This window comes from Hyphomonas sp. (genome assembly GCF_037969335.1).
Classification (GTDB): domain Bacteria; phylum Pseudomonadota; class Alphaproteobacteria; order Caulobacterales; family Hyphomonadaceae; genus Hyphomonas.
This window is the reverse complement of record NZ_JBBKXE010000171.1, coordinates 1-19,645: the sequence shown is the minus strand read 5'-3', so window position 1 is coordinate 19,645 and position 19,645 is coordinate 1. Positions and strand designations below refer to the sequence as shown.

Here is a 19,645-nt window from a genome sequence, read left to right as displayed (position 1 = left end):
CGGCGATCCTCGACGAGGCTGGTTTCTGTATCGGCCATGGGAGTTCTTTCTGCGCGCACGCATCAATTCAATGCAAGCGCCCTCTTGCAGGACGCCGCTGTTTCAGTTACACGCCGGGCGTCGAAAAATGGCTGAGACATGCCAGCGCACCTCGTGCGAATTCAACCCGTTACACCAGGCTACATAGAGAGGCCCAGGCTATGAAAAAAGAAGGGCATCCCGATTATCACTTCATCAACGTTGTGATGACCGATGGCACCGAATACCAGACCCGTTCGACCTATGGCGCCGAAGGCGACAAGCTGGTTCTGGACATTGACTCCAAGTCGCATCCGGCGTGGACTGGCGGCGACGGCAAGATGCTCGACCGCGGTGGCCGCGTGTCGCGCTTCAAAGACAAGTTCAAAGGCTTCATGTAAGACCGACGGGTCTTCTATGATGCGTAGAGTGGGAACGCCCCGGCCTTATGGCCGGGGTTTTTCTCATTTTGGGGCCAGAGTCCGGACCGGCCTCACCCTTGCCACCCCCTCGCCGTACCGCCGGCTCACCCCGATCACACCCTTGCATGTCACCCGTCACACGCCGATTCCAGGCGCAAAACAGGGCGACAGGTAGCCCTGCTGCAAAACGGTACGCATCGTTCCGGTGACATGCGCAGTGCCCGATGACCCTAACAGCTAGTACTTTTTGAGCTGTTGCTTGGTGTAGCCCTCGTCCTTGAGCATGTCCCCAAGGTCCGGTGACTGCTGCTGGATCGGCATCTTGCTCTTCATCTGCTCCTGCACATACGGCACGACAGATTTCTGCTCGAGATAGCCGCTGACAGCCCCCAGCCGGATCTGCAGCGTCCCCCAGCCCTTCGCCGAGCACTGGCCTGCCTCCACAGCCGCCCGCAGCACGCCATCATCCAGGCGCTCATGCTCATAGGTGCGGCAGGTTTCGTAGACATCGCTCCAGCGCCGCACGGTGCAGCGATCCGTGCGGGCATAGGCGTCGAGGCACGTCATGGATGACCGGAAATCGTTCGGCTGGGCAGCGTATTTGTCGCGAAAGGCGTCCTCATTCTGCGCTTCCCACGTGTAGCGCTTCATCAGTGCCGGCCAGCCGGTTGCCGTGCACATGCCGCTGCTGACTGCCTGGAGCAGGCTGCCATCGTCCAGCAAGGCATGTTCGTAGGTTTTGCAATTCTCGTAGACCCCGCTCCAGTCGTCCGGCTTACACATGTCTGCCTTTGCATGGTCCGCAATGCACGCAAGCGAGGCGCTGAGATCAGATCCGGCTTCCACAACCGTCGGCGTCCACGGCGCGGAATCCGCAGGCGCGCCCGGAATATCCTCCGACAGGGCCGCCACGTCCCTGCCGTCGCCACCGGCGCCGCCATTACAGGTTTCCGCCCGTGTCCTGGCCAGCGTGGCGAGGGGGCTCGCCGGGTACTGGTCAAGGAATGCCGCGTATTCGCAGGGGCTCTCGGCCAGGTCGAACACGGTCTGCTCGGCGCTCGAAATGCCGCCCTCGGCCATGCATTGGGCAAAGCAGATATCCTCACCGGTCAGGCCGCTATTGTAGAACGGTGTCTGCGCACCCTCCGTGGCCGCGCTGACGCGGTCCGCCACGCGCTTGAACACCTGTTCGGCAATCAGGCCGTCCACCGGCAAAACCGCCGCCAGCGCTTCGGTAAAGGGGCTGTGCTGGTTCTCGCCGTCAAACGCCGTGAAACCCGGCTCGGTCGCATAGGAAATCAGCAATCCCCGCGCCCGCCCGACCGGGGCCAGCCCGCCCGAAACGTCGCGTGTTGCACTGGGCAGCGGATTGTTGCGGCAGGCATCGAGGATCACGAAATTGACCGAATTGCCCGCGCTGTTGATGTATTGCAGCGCGTCGCCTAGCCGCGGCGCCTGTCGCCACAGGTCCTGTTCCGTCCGCGCATTCGCGTCAATCGGCACCAGGTAATTCAGGCCCTCCGACTGGACCCCGTGCCCGGCATAATAGAATACGCCGATCGCATCGGTGCCGGCAGCGGTCAGGCGGGCGCCATAGTCCTGGAAGGCCACTTCCATTTCATCCTCGGTCGCGTCCTTGACCAGGGTGACCTGGAAACCGATGCCTTTCAGCGTATCCGAGATCAGGTCCGCATCCTTGACCGGGTTCGGCAATTCCCATCCGGACTGGCCGTAATTGGAATTTCCGATCACCAGAGCGACCCGCGCCTGCGCGAAGGCGGCGCTGGACAGGCAGACAAGGCTGGCGATCAGGCTGAAAGCGAATTTCAGTTTCATGCTCGGTGTCCCCACACTTAACCACGACATTAAGCCAGAAATTCGTGTCTGACGGAACCCGTCAATCGCCCCTTGCGAGAGCACGGCCATGAAAAAGCCCCGCCCCCGACGAACGGGAACGGGGCTCTCATCTCGTTTGGAAGGCCGGCCTATTCTGCCGGTGGCTCTTGATCATCCGCGACATAGGAAACCGGCGCGCCCTTTTTCAAGCCATTGAAATGGTCCCGTGTGAGCTTGAAGACGATCGGACTGAGGACAACAAGCGCAACCAGGTTGGGCGCCGCCATCAGCCCGGTCAGCGTGTCTGCCACCAGCCAGAACAGGTTCACAATGTTCTTCACCTGGCCTTCGAACATCAGCGCCGCGGCACCCGCGAAGGTGACCAGGATCCAGCTCAACCGGAATGGCAGGATCGATTTTTCGCCGAACAGGAATTCACAGCAGCGTTCCCCGTAATAGCTCCAGCCAAGAATGGTGGTGAACGCAAATATGGTCAGCGAGATGACAACAATATGCTCACCAAGCGGGATACCGCCGACGGTCGGCGTGAGAACCGCGCCAAAGGCCTGCGATGTCAGCGGGGCCCCGGTATCACAGCCGGCCGGCTGGCCATTGGCAAGGAAACTCGCCGCCGTTTCAGCGGTCGGCAGGCAACTCTGGTCCAGCACGCCCGAGGTCAGGATCACCAGCGCGGTGATCGAGCAGACGATCAGCGTGTCGATAATGGTGCCCAGCATGGCCACAAGTCCCTGATCGACCGGATCATGGTTCTTGGCGGCGGCGTGCGCGATGGGCGCCGAGCCCTGTCCGGCCTCGTTCGAGAAGATGCCGCGCGCGACACCTTTCTGCATGGCCAGCATCATCAGTCCGATGGAGATACCCGTGCCTGCGCTGCCGATCCCGAAAGCACCCCGGAAAATCGCCCCGAAAGCTTCAGGAACATGAGATACATTGAAGCCGATAACCAGCAGGCCGCCGACCAGGTAGGACGCGGCCATGAACGGGACAAGCCGGCTGGCCACACTGGCGATACGCTTGATGCCGCCCAGGATCACAGCCGCGGCTCCGACGGCCAGTACAGTCGCCGAGATCAGCGGGGAAATCCCGTAACTGGAGCTCAGTGCGTCGGCGATTGAATTGGCCTGGATGGATGCGCCAGTGCCCCAGCTGGCCAGGATACCCAGCGTGGCGAACAGGCCGCCCAGCCAGAGCCATTTTTTGCCCATGCCGTTTTTGATATAATACATCGGCCCGCCGACATGGCGTCCGTCGGCGTCGATTTCGCGGTATTTCACGGCGAGGACGCCTTCGGAATATTTCGTGGCCGTGCCGACAATCGCCGTCATCCACATCCAGAAAACCGCACCCGGCCCGCCAATCGTGATCGCGGCCGCAACGCCGGCAATGTTGCCCGTGCCAATTGTCGACGACAAAGCGGTCATCAGCGCGCCAAATGGCGTCACATCGCCTTCGTCATTCTTGTCAGGTTTCTTGAACAGCTGACCGAAAGCAAAGGGTAGCTTCGTCACCGACAGAAATCTGAGGCCGATTGTCAGGAAAATGCCGGTACCCAACAAGAGGGTCAGCATCGGTATCCCCCAGACAAGTCCGTTGATCGTCTGAATAAAGTTCTCCATGGGCCTCCCCGCCTCCATTGTGTCTAATTCGGGGCACCCTAGCCCGGTTTGCCCGTGTGTGAAGGCTTTGTCACAGATGGCCCGGACAATTGCGAGCCAATCACCTGTCGCCGCACAAGGTTCTGGCAGGACGGGCGGATTTCAGGCATAAGCCCGCGGATGAATTCAACCGATACCGCAAAGGCGCCCAAGGGTCTGTTTATCAAGACCTATGGCTGCCAGATGAACGTCTATGATTCCGAACGCATGCGCGACGTGCTGCGACCGCTTGGCTATGCGCCGGTGGATGGGCCCGAGCAGGCGGATCTTGTCGTGCTCAACACCTGCCATATCCGTGAAAAGGCGACCGAGAAGGTCTATTCCGAGCTTGGCCAGTTGAAGCGGATGAAAGAGGCGTCCGGTGGGCGCATGACCATCGCCGTGGCCGGTTGCGTGGCCCAGGCCGAAGGCGAGGAGTTGATCCGCCGCCAGCCCGCCGTCGATCTCGTGCTCGGCCCGCAGGCCTATCACAAGCTGCCGGAAATGATCGCCCGCGTCAGCCGTGCCGTCGGCGACCGGCTGGAGACCGAGTTCGACACGCTGGAAAAATTCGACGCCCTGCCCAAAGCGCGCGCCGCAGATGGCCCGACAGCCTTCCTCTCGGTGCAGGAAGGTTGCGACAAGTTCTGCACGTTCTGCGTCGTGCCCTATACGCGCGGCGCCGAACTCTCCCGCAGCGTCGATGATATTGTCGTCGAAGCGCGCAGCCTCGCGTCACAGGGTGTGCGCGAGATTTCCCTCCTCGGCCAGAACGTCAATGCCTTCCATGGCGCAGCACCGGCCATCGAAGGGGGTCCGGACTGGGACCTCGGCCAGCTCTGTCGCCACATTGCGAAGATCGGTGGCATCGACCGTATCCGCTACACGACCAGCCATCCGCGCGACATGGACGACGACCTGATCGCCGCGCACGGCGACACGCCGGAAATGATGCCCTTCCTGCACCTGCCGGTTCAATCGGGCTCGGATCGCATTCTCAAGGCGATGAATCGCGGCCACACGGCAGCAGACTTCCATGACATCATCGCAAAAGTGCGCGCGGCACGCCCCGGCATTGCCCTCGCCTCCGATTTCATCGTCGGATTTCCCGGCGAGACCGACGCGGATTTCGACGCCACGATGGACCTGGTTCGCCAGACCGGATTCGCCACCGCCTATTCGTTCAAATATTCCAGGCGTCCCGGCACCCCGGCGGCTGAAATGTTCGGGCAGGTTCCCGAAGACGTTAAGAATGCCCGGCTCCAGGCCCTTCAAGCCCTGCTGCGCGACCAGCAGATGGCCTTCAACGCATCCCAGATCGGCCAGACCCTCGACGTACTCGTTACCGGCAAGGGACGTCAGCCGGGCCAGGTTCATGGCCGCTCGCCCTACCAGCAGGCTGTCCACTTCAATGGGCCCGTCGAACTGATCGGCCAGATCGCTTCCGTGCACGTCGTGGATTCCAGTCCCAATTCCCTGACAGGCGAGTTCATCTCGGCCCGCGAGGCGGCTGCGTGACCCTGAAGCCCCGCAAGCCCACCTCCCGCGAGGCGCCCGTCAGCCGCATATTCGAAGTCCGCAATGCCGCGCGGCTGCAGGACCTGTGCGGCCCGCATCATCGCCACCTCCAGCTGCTCGAGAACCGGCTCGCCGAATATGACCTGCGCGCCGAAAGCCAGGGCGGCGGCATCCTCCTCGTCGGCACTGAAGAAGGTGTCTCGATTGCCGAAGCGGCACTCGCAGAGCTTGAGCGCCGCATCCGCAGCGGCACCGAGGCCAATGACATGGAACTGGAAGGCGCACTTGAAGCCGCCCGCACCCCGGCCCAGACCTTCGGCGGACTGGCCGGCCTGAAGAAGCCGATCAAGCCCCAGACACGCGGACAGGCGAAATATCTCGAATTGCTGGCCAATTCCGACAATGCCCTCGTCTTCGGCGTCGGTCCTGCCGGCACGGGCAAGACCTTTCTTGCTGTCGCCGCCGGCGTCGCGGAGCTGACCTCCGGCCTGCGCCAGCGCCTGATCGTGACCCGTCCGGCTGTCGAAGCCGGCGAGAAACTCGGCTTCCTGCCCGGCACGCTGGAAGAGAAGGTCGATCCCTACATGCTGCCGATCTGGGATTCGCTGCGCGAACTCATGGGGCAGGAACAGATGGAGCGCCGCATGGCGCGCGGCGAGATCGAAGTCGCCCCGCTCGCGTTCATGCGCGGCCGGACTCTCAAGAACGCTTTCGTGATCGTCGATGAGGCGCAGAACACGTCAGTCTCGCAAATGAAAATGGTGCTGACGCGCCTCGGCCGCGACAGCCGTATGGTGGTCACCGGCGATCCCGGCCAGGTCGATCTTCCGGGCAGCCAGCCATCCGGCATGAAACACGCCCTGAAAATCCTCGACGGAGTCGAAGGCGTCCATGCCTATCACCTGACGGCCGCCGACGTGGTGCGCCATGGCCTCGTCAGCCGGATCATTGATGCCTATGCCGCCGCAGGAGAGGGCTGAAAGCCGCGATGATCAACGTCGACCTGATCGTGGAAGAGGGTGGCTGGGACGCTCTCGGAGACCTGGAAGCGCTGAGCCGCCGGGCCTTCGCGGCCGGTAGCAGCGTCGCACCTGCCGAAGGGACTGTGTCCCTGCTTCTGACCGATGACGCAGTGCTCAGGCAGCTCAACAAGGACTTTCGCGGCATCGACAAGGCAACCGACGTCCTGTCCTTTCCGGCGCTTGAAATGGACCGTCCCCTGCTCGGCGATATCGCCGTGGGATATGGCATTTGTGCGCGCGACGCGGCCGCCCAGGCCAAGACCCTGCCCGACCACCTGACGCACCTGCTGATCCACGGTTACCTTCACCTGCTCGGCCATGACCACATGCAACCGGACGAAGCCGCGATCATGGAACCACTGGAAATCGCCGCGCTGGCATCTCTCGGCATAGCCAATCCGTATGATTCAGACTAAAGCACCGACGACATGAGCGACCCAGACCCTTCAGACCCTGCCCCGAGCGGGCGATTACGCAAGATGCTCGGCTTCGGCCGCAAGGACCGTAACGCCGCACAGCCGACCGAACCCGGCATGGGTGACCCCACCACCACCCCCCATGAAATGCGCCTGCGTATCGAGGAATTCGAGCAGATGCGCGTCGATGACGTCATGGTTGCGCGCGCTGAAGTCAAAGCCGTCGAAGTCGGCATGGAGTTTCCGGAACTCCTGAAATACTTCGCTGAAGTGACCCATTCGCGCCTGCCGGTGTTCCGCGAGTCGCTCGACGATCCGATCGGGTTCGTGCACATCAAGGATGTCGTGAAGGAACTGGCGACGGGGGGCGAAACCGCCAAGCAACCGCTGGAACGATTGCACCGCGAAGTGCTTTATGTTCCGCCGTCGATGAAGCTGACAGATCTGCTTGTAAAGATGCAGTCAACGCACATACACCTTGCCCTCGTGGTCGACGAATATGGCGGCACCGACGGCCTTGTGTCGCTCGAAGACCTTGTCGAAGAAATCGTCGGTGACATCGAAGACGAACACGACGATGAGGAGCCCATGTTCGTGCGTCGCAGCCAGCGCGTCTGGGAGGCCGACGCACGGACCGAAATCGAAGATTTCGCAGAGGAAACCGGAATTGATCTTGATCTGGCCGACATGGATACTGACATCGAAACGCTTGGCGGCGTCGTGTTCGCGCTGGCTGGCAAAGTGCCTGTCCGCGGCGAGGTCCTGCGGCATCCCTCGGGTGTCGAAATCGAGATCATGGACGCAGACGCGCGGCGCATTCGTCGCCTGCGCCTGCGAACACCGGAGGTCGGCGCCGCGCCGCAACCCCAGGAGTAAAGCATGACAGACGGAGTGCGCAGCCACGGGTTCACCGCCCTTGGCCCCCTGAATGAGGCGTTCGCGCGAGTGACAGGCTGGGCCGCAGCCGGCACAGCCCTGTTGCTTGGCGCCTTCTCGGCGGTCGCTTTTGCCCCTTTCCACTTCAGCGCCGTGCTGGTGATTTCATTCACCGGCCTGGTCTGGATGCTGGATGGCGCGCGCGGACACCGCAAATGGGGCAAGGCCATCTTCATGCGGACCTGGGCCTTTGGCGTCGGGTTCTTCCTGATCAGCATGCACTGGACGGCGTCACCCTTTCTGGTCGAACCCGAAAAATACGCGATTTTCCTCTGGATGCCGCTCATTCTCCTGCCGGCAGGCATGGCGCTGATCTGGGGCGCAGCGGGCGCCATGGCCGGGGCGTTCTGGTCGGCCTCGCCGTCACGCGTGTTTGTTTTTGCGCTCTTCTTCTCACTCGCCGAATATGTCCGCGGCCACCTGTTCGGCGGCTTTCCGTGGAACTTGCCCGGCACGACATGGATGCCTGGTGGCGCCCTGTCCCAGGCCGCCTCGATCGGCGGCGTCTACTGGCTCACGCTGCTCACCATCTTCGTCGTCTCTGCGCCCGCGGCGCTCGTCGACACCCGCGACGCCCGCGGACTGGCGGTACGGATGTTGCCGACCTTTGCCTCCGGCATTCTCATCGCACTCGGCTGGGCCTGGGGCGCGCAGCGTATTGCCGAGCCCTCGCCGCTTTCCGACACGGTTGTCGTTTTGATGGATTCAGGCGTTTCGCAGGACGAGAAGTGGAAAGTCGGGCCGGACGCGATCCTGAAAGAATACATCAAGATGCTGACGACCGAGGATGGCGCGCCGGGTGACATCATCATCTGGCCGGAAGGCGCGATACCGGTGAACCTGCTTCAGGATCCGAACGCCATCGACATTATCGACGCCTATCTCGGACCGCGCGTCCTGATTGTCGGCACGACACGCTACGAGATCACCGACGACAGCAAGCGCGCCTATTTCAACAGTCTGACCGTGCTCGACCAGAGCGCCGCACGATCCGGACCGCTTGCGCTCTATGACAAGCACCGCCTTGTGCCGTTTGGCGAACTGGCCGCTGCAGAGATCATCCCGTTCGGCCGCTACATTTCCGGCATACTCCCCGGGGCGATGCAGCAGATGGCGACAGACGGCTTCAGGCCCGGTCCCGGACCGGCCGTGATCTATGCGGACAATGTCCCGCCCTTTGTTGCCATGATCTGCTATGAAGGGCTGTATCCATCGATCCCGCGTGATGCCAACCTCAACGGACGCGCAGACTGGCTCGTGGTGATTTCGAATGATGGCTGGTTCGGCGGCGGCATGGGGCCGGCCCAGCACTATGCCCAGAACCGCTACCGCGCCATCGAAACCGGCCTGCCCATGGCCCGCGTTGCCAGCCGAGGCGCGTCTGCAATTCTCGACGGTTACGGACGCGAAGTCTTGCGCGGCGTGCCGACGGCAGACGCCCCCGAAGGATGGAACGCTGCCTATGGCCGCGGCCGGTTGCCGGTGCCCGCCGGCGTCACGATTTACCAGCATCGTATCGGGATTGTCCTGTTCTGGCTCACCCTCTGCTTGTTCGCGGGCCTAGCTTTCGCAAGCTGGCGGCGTTAACATGCCCAGCAGATGCAGGTAAAACGTGCACCGGGTGGGATATGTCAGAGAACAAACTACCGAGTGGAATTGACCGCGTAGTCGGCCAGCGCGTGCGGTGGCGCCGCCGAGAACTCAAGCTGACCCAGGAACGCCTTGGCGAACTTCTCAGCCTGACATTCCAGCAGGTCCAGAAGTACGAAAAGGGCGTCAACCGGGTATCGGCCGGGCGCCTTTTCGAGATTGCGTCTGTATTGGGTGTTCCGATCACGTATTTCTACGAGGGTGCCGAGGGCTTCGTCGATCACGAAAATGCCCAGGTCACTCAAGACGGTGACGCCCATGCGCCCGTCATGAATTCGGAAACGCTGGAACTCATCGCAGCCTTCCAGAAAATCGAGGACATGTCGTTGCGCAAATCGCTTCTCGGCACCGTGCGCGCGGCCGCCTCCGCCTTCGAACCGAAACAACGGGATTGATTGCACCCGTCGGCTAAGGCAAGACGCGGGCCCATGACATCACGCACGCCCGACTCTCAGATCCGTCCCATTCGCACATTCGGGCGAACCGGCGGTCGTGCCCTGTCGGCGCGCCAGCAGGCATTGGTCGATGACAGGTTGCCCGGCCTGACCGTCCCCGTCGGGGCCGACGGCCCGCTCGACCCCCATTCCCTGTTTGCGAACCCCGGACCGGTTTGCCTCGAAATCGGCTTTGGCGGCGCCGAGCACCTGATCGAACAGGCGCGGCGGGCACCGGGCACCGGTTTCATCGGTTGCGAGCCCTTCATCGAAGGCATGGCCAAGGCTTTGACGGGCGTTGACGAGCATGGCCTTGCCAATGTCAGGCTCTGGATGGATGACGCCCGCCCGCTCATGGCCAGCCTGGCGGATCACTCCGTTGACCAGGTCTTCATCCTGTTTCCGGATCCCTGGCCCAAGAAGAAACAGCAGAAGCGGCGCCTGATCCAGCCAGACTTCCTCGCTGAACTCCACCGTATCCTTGCGCCCGGCGCCCGGGTCCGCTTCGCCACCGATGTCGCAAGCTATGCCGACGAAGCCCTCGCGCGCTTTCTCGCTCATGGCGGTTTTGCCTGGCAGGCAGAGCGCGCCGGTGACTGGCGCACACCGCCCGCAGACCATGTGCCAACCCGCTACGAAGCCAAGCGGCTGGGCGATTGTGAACCGGTCTGGCTCGACTTCCGCGTGTAACCAGGGCCCCCGCGAATGCTTGACGAAATGTCGCACTTATGCGTTTCATATCGCCATCGAATTCGGTCGGTCTGAATATCAAGACCCCGTCAGACCGACGGCCATGACTTTCTTCCTACCCGTTTCGATAGGCGGATCAGACTCGTCTCAGGGCCTGATCGTTTTTGATAAACGCGAAGGAATTCAAGTATGGCAACTGGCAAAGTGAAATGGATCAACGACCAGAAGGGCTTCGGCTTCATCAAGCCTGACGATGGCGGAACCGACGTGTTCGTGCACATTTCCGCCGTTGAACGCTCCGGCCTGCGCACGCTGGCGGAAGACCAGGCGATCTCCTACGAGCTCTATAATGATGAGCGCCGGGGCAAGACATCGGCTGTGGACCTCAAAATCCTCTAGGCGCGCTTTTATCCCGACGGCACCGGAAGCGCGCCCTCCGGCCCTTTGGATGCGTGTTGCGCTGAAGCCCGCTCTCGACATTGCATCCATGCGCGACTATATAGGCGGCAAGTCGAAAAATATCGGCGGCGGTTCCGGCAACGGGGCCGCCGTTTTTCTTTGCCCGGATTTGCCCCATACCATGATTGCCCTGACCGAACAGGAACGCCGTATTCTCGAGATCGCTGCCCCCGTGGCTGCGGGCCTCGGACTGGAAATCGTACGTCTGCGCGTCATGGGCGGGCGGCGTCCCGGATTGCAGATCATGACCGAACGAACCGGCGGCGCGCCCACCAGCGTGGAAGATTGCGCCAGGCTCTCGCGGGCCCTCAGCCCGGTCTTCGAGGAATCCGACCCGATCAAGGAAGCCTATACGCTTGAGGTTTCCACGCCCGGCATTGACCGGCCCCTCACCCGGCCCGGCGATTTCGCCCGCTGGACCGGCCATGAAGTCCGGATCGAACTGATCCGGCCGCTTGACGGTCGGCGCCGGTTTTCCGGCACGATCACCGGTGAAGACGATGCCGGCGCCCATATCGAACTGGACGACGCCACCGAACTGGTCGCGCATGTCAACGAAATGAGCCGCGCCACGCTGGTTCTCACCGATGCCCTGATTGATGCGGCACGCGCCGATGGCAGCCTGCCGCCGCAAATGGATGACGAAGGTCTCGAGGAATTCGAGATCGACGAGTCCGACGACGACACAGATACAAACGAGAAGACGGGAGACGTCACATGAATACAATCGGCGTTTCAGCCAACAGGCTGGAAATCCTCCAGATCGCGAAAGCGGTTGCAGAGGAAAAATCGATCGACCAACGCATCGTTGTCGAAGCCATGCAGGAAGCCATCGAAAAGGCGGCCAAGGCCAAGTACGGCCAGGAACACGACATCCGCGCGCGGTTCGAACCGACCACGGGCGAGCAGACGCTGTGGCGTATCCAGACGGTCGTTGCGGATGCAGACCTCGAAGACGAATCCAAGGAACTGCGCCTGACCGAAGCCAAGCGCATCGATCCGGAACTCGAGATCGGCAGCGAATTGAAGGAAGAACTCCCACCCTTCGATTTCGGCCGTGTCGCCGCACAGACCGCCAAGCAGGTCATCATGCAGAAAGTGCGCGATGCCGAGCGTGAGCGTCAGTACGAAGAATACAAGGACCGCGTCGGCGAGATCATCAACGGCATCGTCAAGCGCGTCGAATACGGCCACGTTATTGTCGATCTTGGCCGCGCCGAGGGCATCATTCGCCGCAATGACGGCATCCCGCGCGAAAACTTCCAGCCGAACGACCGCGTGCGCGCCTATCTCTACAAGGTGAGCCGCGAAATGAAGGGCCCGCAGATCTTCCTGTCGCGCGCCGCACCTGACTTCATGGTCAAGCTGTTCGCCCAGGAAGTGCCGGAAGTCTATGACGGCGTCATCAATATCCGCGCCTGTGCCCGCGACCCGGGCAGCCGCGCGAAAATCGGTGTGGTCTCGAACGACTCGTCGATTGATCCGGTCGGTGCCTGCGTCGGTATGCGCGGTGCGCGCGTCCAGGCCGTTGTCGGCGAACTCTCGGGAGAGAAGATCGACATCATCCCGTGGAATTATGACGACGCGACCTTCATCGTGAACGCATTGCAGCCGGCCGAAGTGTCGAAAGTGGTGCTCGACGAAGAAGAGCGCCGTGTCGAAGTCGTCGTCGCTGACGACCAGTTCCCGCTGGCCATCGGCCGGCGCGGCCAAAACGTGCGTCTCGCCTCCCAGCTGACCGGCTGGCAGATCGACCTCGTCACGGAAAGTGCAGACTCCGAGCGCTACCAGCGCGAATTCCAGGAGCGTACCGACCTCTTCATGAAAGCACTCGATGCTGACGAAACGCTGGGCCAGCTGCTGGCATCGGAAGGTTTCGAGACCGTCGAGGAAATCGCTTTCGTGGCGCCTGCAGACTTCATCCAGATCGAAGGTTTCGACGCGGAAGTTGCTGCCGAACTCCAGGAACGCGCCCGCGAATTCCTGGATCGCCTGGCCGCCGAAAACGACGCCAAGCGCAAGGAGCTCGGCGTCGAGGACGAAGTGATGGCGCTTGACGACATGACACCTGCCTTCGCCGTGAAGCTCGGCCAGGAAGGCGTGAAGACCGTCGAAGACGTCGCCGGCCTCGTGCCCGACGACATCACGGGCTTCCGCGAGCCAGGCCCTGACGGCAAGCCGGTCTGGGTTGAAGGCATCCTGAAGAAGGGCGAAATGCGCAAGGACGACGCGCAGATGTTCATCATGAAGGCCCGCGTGCTCGCCGGCTGGATCGAACAGGACGCCATCGAACAGCTCGTCGCGGCCCAGCAACCTGCTGAAACCGCCACGGCCGACCTGACCGAAGAAGAACGCGCCCTGCTCGCCCTTGGCGACCTCGGCGGTGCAGACGCTGCAGACGCAGCCCTTGAAGAGCTCGAATTCGATCTCGATGCCCTGGCAGCGGAGGGCGGCGATGACGAAGCCGCACCGAAAGAGTGATCCGCGCTTAGCCGGCACGGCAGGTGACACGACGGACGGGGAGGGCCCCGTTCGTCAGTGCGCCGTGACGCGCGAGCGTCTGGCGCAGACGGAGATGGTGCGCTTTGTACTCTCTCCCGACATGGTCGTGACGCCTGATATCAATGCAAAACTGCCGGGTCGTGGCGTCTGGGTCAAAGCAGACCGGGACAGCGTTGCCCTCGCCGCCGCGAAAGGCGCCTTTGCGCGCGGCTTCAAGGAAAAGGTCAAAGTGCCCGACGGGCTCGTCGACCAGGTTGAAGACCTGCTGCTGAAACGCTGCCAGAACATACTCGGAATGGCGAAAAAGGCGGGCGGAGTGATCCTCGGCTACGATCAGGTCAAGGATGCACTGCGCAAGAAGACCCATGGAATACTGCTCGAGGCGTCGGATGGTGCAGAAGATGGCCGTAACAAGGTGTATTTCCTCGCCAAAGCGCTATATAGCAGCGTGAACGTGGCCGGAGCACTGTCTTCGGTGGAATTGGGCATGGCGTTTGGCCGGGAGCGTGTGATACACGGGCTCATCCGCAAGGGCGCCATTGCGAAGACGTGGACACTGGCTTATCGCCGGCTGACCGGGTTTCGCGAAGCGCCAGAATTGAACTGGTTCAAGGATCAGGATCGGACTTGAAAACTCGCCGGGACGCATGGGCGCTTCGGCTGAAAATGTGATATGTAGGACGTATGAGCGAAACGAACGATACAGGTAATAATTCGGGTGGCCGCAAGCCGCTCACCGTCGCCCGCAAATCAGCAGGCACGGTGAAGCAGAGCTTCAGCCATGGTCGCTCGAAGCAGGTTGTTGTGGAAACCAAGAAGCGCCGGGCGGTTGGCCCTGGCGGCGCTGGCCCCGCAGCCGGACAGTCAGGTGATGCGCCGGCCAAGCAGACAGACACGCTCCAGGCGCGTCTCGTCGCAACGGCCCGCAAGCTTGGCATCACGGTCGACGAGCTGAAAGCACGCCAGAAAGTGCTGCTTGAGCGCAAGGCTGAAGAAGCCAACCGCGCCAAGGAAAACCAGGCCGTTGTCGACGGCCAGGATCGCCTCCGCTCCGAACAGGAACGCAAGGCCGCAGAATCCCGCGAACGCGAAGAAGCCGAAGTCCGCCGCCGCGCCGAGGAAGAAGCCCGCAAGGCCGAAGCCGAAGCCGCCGCGAACGCACCGGCTGCACCCGTGGCGGGTGAACGCCCTGCCCGCGGCCGCGCCAAGCCGGACGTGACAGCATCGCCGCTGCCAGATCCAGCCGCAGAAGAATCGACCAGCCGCAGCAAGCGCGGCAAGGCCGGCAAGGATGACCGCGATCGTTCGCGCGAAGCCGCAGCCCGCACCACCCGCGACAGCGGCGAACGCCGTCGTGGCAAGCTGACCATCTCATCGGCCCTCGGCGACGATGCCGATCGCCAGCGCTCGCTCGCGTCGCTCAAGCGCGCCCGCGAACGTGAACGCGAACGTCGCTTCGGCGGCGGTGACCAGCGCGAAAAGGTCTCGGTCGAAGTGACCCTGCCTGAAACCATCACCCTGCAAGACCTCGCAGGTCGCATGAATGAACGCGTCGCTGACGTCGTGAAGTTCATGATCAACCAGGGCGAAATGCTGCGCGGCAACGACATCATCGACGCCGACACGGCCGAACTGATCACCGAAGAATTCGGGCACACGGTCCGCCGCGTCGCTGAATCCGATGTCGAGATCGGTCTTGAAGGCGAAGCGGATGATCCCGCCACGATGAAACCGCGTGCGCCAATCGTCACGATCATGGGACATGTCGACCACGGCAAGACCTCGCTGCTCGACGCCCTGCGCTCAACCGACGTGGTCGCAGGCGAAGCCGGTGGCATCACCCAGCATATCGGCGCGTATCAGGTTCAGTTGAAATCCGGCCAGAAGATCACGTTCCTCGACACGCCGGGCCACTCTGCGTTTACCGCCATGCGGGCACGCGGTGCCAACGCAACCGACATCGCGATCCTCGTTGTGGCAGCCGACGATTCGGTCATGCCGCAGACGATTGAATCGATCAATCACGCCAAGGCGGCCGGGGTTCCGATCATCGTTGCTGTCAACAAGATCGACCTGCATGACGCGGCACCGGACAAGGTCCTCACCGACCTTCTCCAGCACGACATCCAGGTCGAAAGCATGGGCGGCGAAACCCAGGCCATCAAGGTCTCCGCCAAAACCGGCGTTGGCCTTGACGAACTGACCGAGGCCATCTCGCTCCAGGCTGAAATCCTCGAATTGAAAGCCAATCCCGACCGCGCTGCAGACGGCGTCGTGATCGAGAGCCAGCTCGACAAGGGACGCGGCCCTGTTGCCACCGTCCTCGTCAAGCGCGGTACGCTGAAGCGCGGCGACATTGTCGTGGCCGGCGCCCAATGGGGCAAGGTTCGCGCGATCACCGACGAACGTGGCCAGCAGCTTCACGACGCAGGGCCTTCCCTGCCGGTCGAAGTTCTCGGCCTTGATGGTGCTCCGGATCCCGGCGAACCCTTCGTGGTCGTCGAAACGGAAGCGCGTGCCCGTGAAATCACCGATTATCGCATGCGCACCAAGCGCCAGATCTCCGGCAAGGCGGGCGCTGCGGCGCGTGTCTCGCTCGACCAGCTGCTCAGCCGTCTGAAAGAGGGCGCGATCGAAACGTCCGAACTGCCGATCGTTGTCAAAGGCGACGTTCAGGGCTCGGTTGAGGCGATCTCCATGTCGCTCGACGCGATTTCGACCGAAGAAGTCCGCGCCCGCGTCATTCATGGTGCAGTCGGCGGTATTTCCGAAAGCGACGTCATGCTGGCAAAGTCTTCGGGCGCCCCGATCTTCGCGTTCAACGTTCGCGCCAACAAGCAGGCGCGCGACCTCGCTGAGAAAGAAGGCATCGAGATCCGCTACTATTCGGTGATCTACGACCTGATCGACGATGTGAAATCCACCCTCTCGGGCATGCTCGCACCGGAGAAGCGCGAAACCTTCCTTGGCTATGCAGACATTCTCGAAGTCTTCAACATCACCAAGACCGGCAAGGTCGCTGGTTGCCGTGTTTCCGAGGGCAAAGTGCTTCGCGGTTGCGGTGTCCGCCTCCTGCGCGACGATGTCGTGATCCACGAAGGCAAGCTGAAAACACTGAAACGCTTCAAGGATGAAGTGAACGAAGTGTCCGGCGGCATGGAATGCGGCATGGCCTTCGAGCGCTATGAAGACATCCGCGTCGGCGACAAGATCGAATGCTTCCAGGTCGAGGAAATCGCGAGAACCCTCGCCTAGAGGCAGGCACCATGTCAGACCCGCTGCGCATCTCAGGTCTCCTGCGAGAGAAAGATGTGAAGCGGCTGACGCGCCTGACGCGCGGCGGATCGGTCGGCCCCACAGCGGTTTACTATGCCGGTGTCACGGCGCCGATCATTTCCGCCAGCATGGCGGTCATGGTGCGCGAGGCCATGCGGCTCGCCGGCCTGTCGGACTATTGGCAATGGTTCATCTCGGCCATGGTCGCAGCCTTTGCCGGCATCGCCTGGTACCTCATCTTCATTCGCTGGTCTTACCGGCACAAGTTCGGACGCGGCACGGAAATGACCCTCAGCACTGACATCACGCTGGACGACGACCAGCTCATTGTCCGCCGGGGTGGTATCGAAACGCGCATTGACTGGTCGGCGGTTGCGTCCGTCAAAACCGGACGAAGTCATGTCGCTGTCCTCGTCAATGGCGCTGATGCGCTGATCATCCCCGATGCATGGTTCGGCAAGGACAAGCCCGCCCGCGCTGCATTCATCTCCCGCCTACAGGAAAAGGCTGCTCACTGATGGCCCGTAAACCCGCTGCCGCCAAAATGCCCTCTCAGCGCCAGTTGCGCGCCGGAGAAATCATCCGTCACGCCCTCGCCGACATCCTGTCACGCGAGGATTTGCGCGATCCGGACCTCACGGGCATCATCATCACGGTTGGCGAGGTGCGTTGTTCGCCCGACCTGCGCCGGGCCAATATCTTCGTCACGCCGCTCGGCGACGACACGGACGAAGGCCGCCAGAAACTGGCCGACGCCCTCACCCGCGCTGCGCCTTTCCTGCGCGGGCGTCTCAGCCGCGAGATTGACATGCGGTTCACACCCGAACTCCGCTTCATTGCGGACAAGTCCTATGACGAAGCCACGCATATTGACCGCCTCCTGGCTGATCCCCGCGTGAAACGCGACCTTCAGCAAGACTAGGCGCCCCCGCGCCCGCGCCTTATCCGCTTTGTCATTTGACTTGGCGGCGATCTGTTGAGACCGTTAAGGCCTTGCGACAGGGACAGGGGCCGGATGGACCGCCAGACACTCGATATGGAAGGCGCCCGGCACGGGGAAATCTCGTCCGCATCGCTACAGATGGGTGATGACACGATCGCTATTCGCCGCATCGCCACCATGTCCATTGAATCGATGGACTTTGCGCCGTGGGACATGCCGCGCAATCGCAAGTCCCAGAGCCTTCATGCCACGCTGTGCATCGCAAACCTGTTCTTCGGCCTCGTCGCGCTCGCATGGTGGATGCTGGCCCCCGGCCAGCAATCCGGCCTGGTCGCCCTGTTTGTCGGCGGTGTGCTCGTCCTGCTTGGCCTGCTCCTTGGCACACGGGCCGCCATGATCGCCGCGAAGATCAAACGGCGCGAACCCTATCACCGTCTCACCATCGGCACGTCTGACGGGCGCCAGATCCCCATTGTCGACGACAATCGGGACGTGCTGGTGAAGATCCGCGACGTGGTTCGCCACAAGATGGATACAGGCGACACCGAAACCGTCGGCGAATTCGACCTCAATCTCGATATCGTTGACCTCACGCTGCCCAAGCCCGCCCGGACGGCCTCCGTTCCCCCGCGCCATGACGACATGACGCCATCGCACGACGAGCCCGAACTCCTCTTCGACGCAGACGAAGAAGAGGCCGAGGCGGAACGGCTCAAATCCGCATCCTGACAGGCCCGGCGGTTGACGCCGTCAGCCAGCCAGCCTAAGGCCGCGCCTTCCTTTTGATATGCCAGCATGAAGATGGCCCGCCAGCGTTCGAACCGCCCCGGGCCAGCAGGAGACACGATTTGGCCCGCCAGAGAAAACGCAAGGGTGATCCGGTCAGCGGATGGCTGAACCTGTTCAAGCCCGTCGAAATGACCTCGACCCAGGCCGTCGCCATCCTCAAGCGGCTCTACAATGCCGAAAAGGTCGGTCATGGCGGGACGCTGGACCCCCTCGCCGACGGCATCCTGCCGATCGCCTTTGGCGAAGCGACCAAGACCGTGCAATGGGCGATGGATTCCGAGAAGGAATATGTCTTCACCATCCAATGGGGTGTCTCGACCGCCAGCCAGGACGCCGAAGGCGAAGTCACCGCGACATCCGACGCCCGCCCGGCACGCGAAGCCGTAGAAGCCGTGCTCACCAACTATCTCGGCGTGATCGAACAGGTGCCGCCGAAATTCTCCGCCATCAAGGTCGACGGCAAGCGCGCCTATGACCTCGCCCGCGAAGGCGAGGATTTCGAACTGAAGCCGCGCGAAGTTATGGTCCATTCCGCCAGCGTCATCGGCATGCCGGACGCCGACCATACGGTCATCCATGTCACCTCCGGCAAGGGCTTCTATGTCCGCGCCATGGCCCGCGACCTGGCCTTCGACCTCGAATGCGAAGGCCATATCAGCCAGCTGCGCCGCACCCGTGTCGGCGCCTTCTCCGCGCCAGACGCCGTTGCGATATCGGCGCTGCAGGAGATGACCGAGAAATCAGACCTGCTCGCTGCCCTCAAACCCCTCCAGTCGGTCCTGACCGGCATCCCGGGCCTCGCTGTCAGCCCTGCCGACGCCGCCAACCTGCGCCAGGGCCGTACCATCATGCTGATGCCGCATGTCGTCGAAGCCTGGCGCGAGGCACGCAATCCGGCTGATGAGGATGATCGCCTGGCGCTCGCCACCTGCAACGGCACCGCCGTCGCCCTCGGCGACGTTCGCGCCGGCCATTTCGAGCCGGTTCGCGTGTTCAACATCCGCGAGGCGCAAAGCGCCTGAAGCCACGGGCCTGCCACCCCCTCGGCGCACCCCTGCCACGCCCGCACCCATATCACC

General features: G+C 62.4%; 19 protein-coding genes. 17 read left to right on the top strand and 2 right to left on the bottom strand.

The genetic code is table 11. The features are described from left to right. The coding region (gene rpmE, locus AADA04_RS12840) for a 50S ribosomal protein L31 (protein WP_340693668.1) at positions 1-419 on the top strand (419 nt) is incomplete at its 5' end. Between the two features lie 258 nt (positions 420-677). Here the strand turns inward: rpmE and AADA04_RS12835 are convergent. Further along, complete coding sequence (locus AADA04_RS12835) at positions 678-2,276, bottom strand: caspase family protein (protein WP_340693667.1); 1,599 nt, start codon at positions 2,274-2,276, stop codon at positions 678-680. A 149-nt stretch (positions 2,277-2,425) separates the two neighbouring features. After that, complete coding sequence (locus tag AADA04_RS12830) at positions 2,426-3,913, bottom strand: sodium:alanine symporter family protein (protein ID WP_340693666.1); 1,488 nt, start codon at positions 3,911-3,913, stop codon at positions 2,426-2,428. Positions 3,914-4,072: 159 nt separating this feature from the next. Between AADA04_RS12830 and miaB the strand changes: the two genes are divergently transcribed. From miaB to truB, 16 genes are all read left to right on the top strand, one after another. Then, positions 4,073-5,449, top strand: a complete 1,377-nt coding sequence (gene miaB / locus AADA04_RS12825) for a tRNA (N6-isopentenyl adenosine(37)-C2)-methylthiotransferase MiaB (protein WP_340693665.1) — start codon at positions 4,073-4,075, stop codon at positions 5,447-5,449. Then, the gene (locus AADA04_RS12820) at positions 5,446-6,429 is read left to right on the top strand and encodes a PhoH family protein (RefSeq protein WP_340693664.1); all 984 of its coding nucleotides are present in this window, start codon (positions 5,446-5,448) and stop codon (positions 6,427-6,429) included. Before miaB ends, AADA04_RS12820 begins: the two co-directional genes overlap by 4 nt. Before the next feature lie 8 nt (positions 6,430-6,437). Beyond that, entirely contained in the window at positions 6,438-6,887 is a 450-nt protein-coding gene (gene ybeY, locus AADA04_RS12815; protein WP_340693663.1) for an rRNA maturation RNase YbeY, read from the top strand. Between the two features lie 12 nt (positions 6,888-6,899). Then, positions 6,900-7,763, top strand: a complete 864-nt coding sequence (locus AADA04_RS12810) for a transporter associated domain-containing protein (protein WP_340693662.1) — start codon at positions 6,900-6,902, stop codon at positions 7,761-7,763. A gap of 3 nt (positions 7,764-7,766) precedes the next feature. Continuing rightward, entirely contained in the window at positions 7,767-9,410 is a 1,644-nt protein-coding gene (gene lnt / locus AADA04_RS12805; protein WP_340693661.1) for an apolipoprotein N-acyltransferase, read from the top strand. A gap of 41 nt (positions 9,411-9,451) precedes the next feature. Continuing rightward, a complete protein-coding gene (locus AADA04_RS12800) occupies positions 9,452-9,868 on the top strand; it encodes a helix-turn-helix domain-containing protein (protein ID WP_340693660.1) in 417 nt (138 codons plus the stop codon). A 33-nt stretch (positions 9,869-9,901) separates the two neighbouring features. Further along, positions 9,902-10,597 carry a tRNA (guanosine(46)-N7)-methyltransferase TrmB gene (trmB, locus tag AADA04_RS12795; protein WP_340693659.1) on the top strand — a complete coding sequence of 232 codons (696 nt, stop codon included), beginning with the start codon at positions 9,902-9,904 and terminating at the stop codon, positions 10,595-10,597. A gap of 189 nt (positions 10,598-10,786) precedes the next feature. Continuing rightward, the gene (locus AADA04_RS12790; RefSeq protein ID WP_340693658.1) at positions 10,787-10,996 is read left to right on the top strand and encodes a cold-shock protein; all 210 of its coding nucleotides are present in this window, start codon (positions 10,787-10,789) and stop codon (positions 10,994-10,996) included. A gap of 49 nt (positions 10,997-11,045) precedes the next feature. After that, the gene (rimP, locus tag AADA04_RS12785; protein WP_340693657.1) at positions 11,046-11,777 is read left to right on the top strand and encodes a ribosome maturation factor RimP; all 732 of its coding nucleotides are present in this window, start codon (positions 11,046-11,048) and stop codon (positions 11,775-11,777) included. Further along, a complete protein-coding gene (gene nusA / locus AADA04_RS12780; protein ID WP_340693656.1) occupies positions 11,774-13,537 on the top strand; it encodes a transcription termination factor NusA in 1,764 nt (587 codons plus the stop codon). The genes rimP and nusA overlap by 4 nt, the downstream gene beginning before the upstream one ends. After that, positions 13,512-14,189 (top strand): RNA-binding protein, encoded by a 678-nt coding sequence (locus tag AADA04_RS12775; protein ID WP_340693655.1) that lies wholly within the window; start codon positions 13,512-13,514, stop codon positions 14,187-14,189. Before nusA ends, AADA04_RS12775 begins: the two co-directional genes overlap by 26 nt. 53 nt (positions 14,190-14,242) lie before the next feature. Beyond that, positions 14,243-16,813 carry a translation initiation factor IF-2 gene (gene infB, locus AADA04_RS12770; RefSeq protein WP_340693654.1) on the top strand — a complete coding sequence of 857 codons (2,571 nt, stop codon included), beginning with the start codon at positions 14,243-14,245 and terminating at the stop codon, positions 16,811-16,813. 11 nt (positions 16,814-16,824) lie between these two features. Beyond that, positions 16,825-17,352, top strand: coding sequence for a YcxB family protein (locus tag AADA04_RS12765; protein ID WP_340693653.1), 528 nt, complete (start codon positions 16,825-16,827; stop codon positions 17,350-17,352). Further along, the gene (gene rbfA, locus AADA04_RS12760; RefSeq protein WP_340693652.1) at positions 17,352-17,756 is read left to right on the top strand and encodes a 30S ribosome-binding factor RbfA; all 405 of its coding nucleotides are present in this window, start codon (positions 17,352-17,354) and stop codon (positions 17,754-17,756) included. Before AADA04_RS12765 ends, rbfA begins: the two co-directional genes overlap by 1 nt. Positions 17,757-17,849: 93 nt before the next feature. Then, positions 17,850-18,506: a DUF6232 family protein gene (locus tag AADA04_RS12755; protein WP_340693651.1), complete on the top strand. Its 657-nt coding sequence runs from the start codon at positions 17,850-17,852 to the stop codon at positions 18,504-18,506. Between the two features lie 119 nt (positions 18,507-18,625). After that, positions 18,626-19,588 (top strand): tRNA pseudouridine(55) synthase TruB, encoded by a 963-nt coding sequence (truB, locus tag AADA04_RS12750; protein ID WP_340693650.1) that lies wholly within the window; start codon positions 18,626-18,628, stop codon positions 19,586-19,588. Positions 19,589-19,645: the final 57 nt, after the last annotated feature.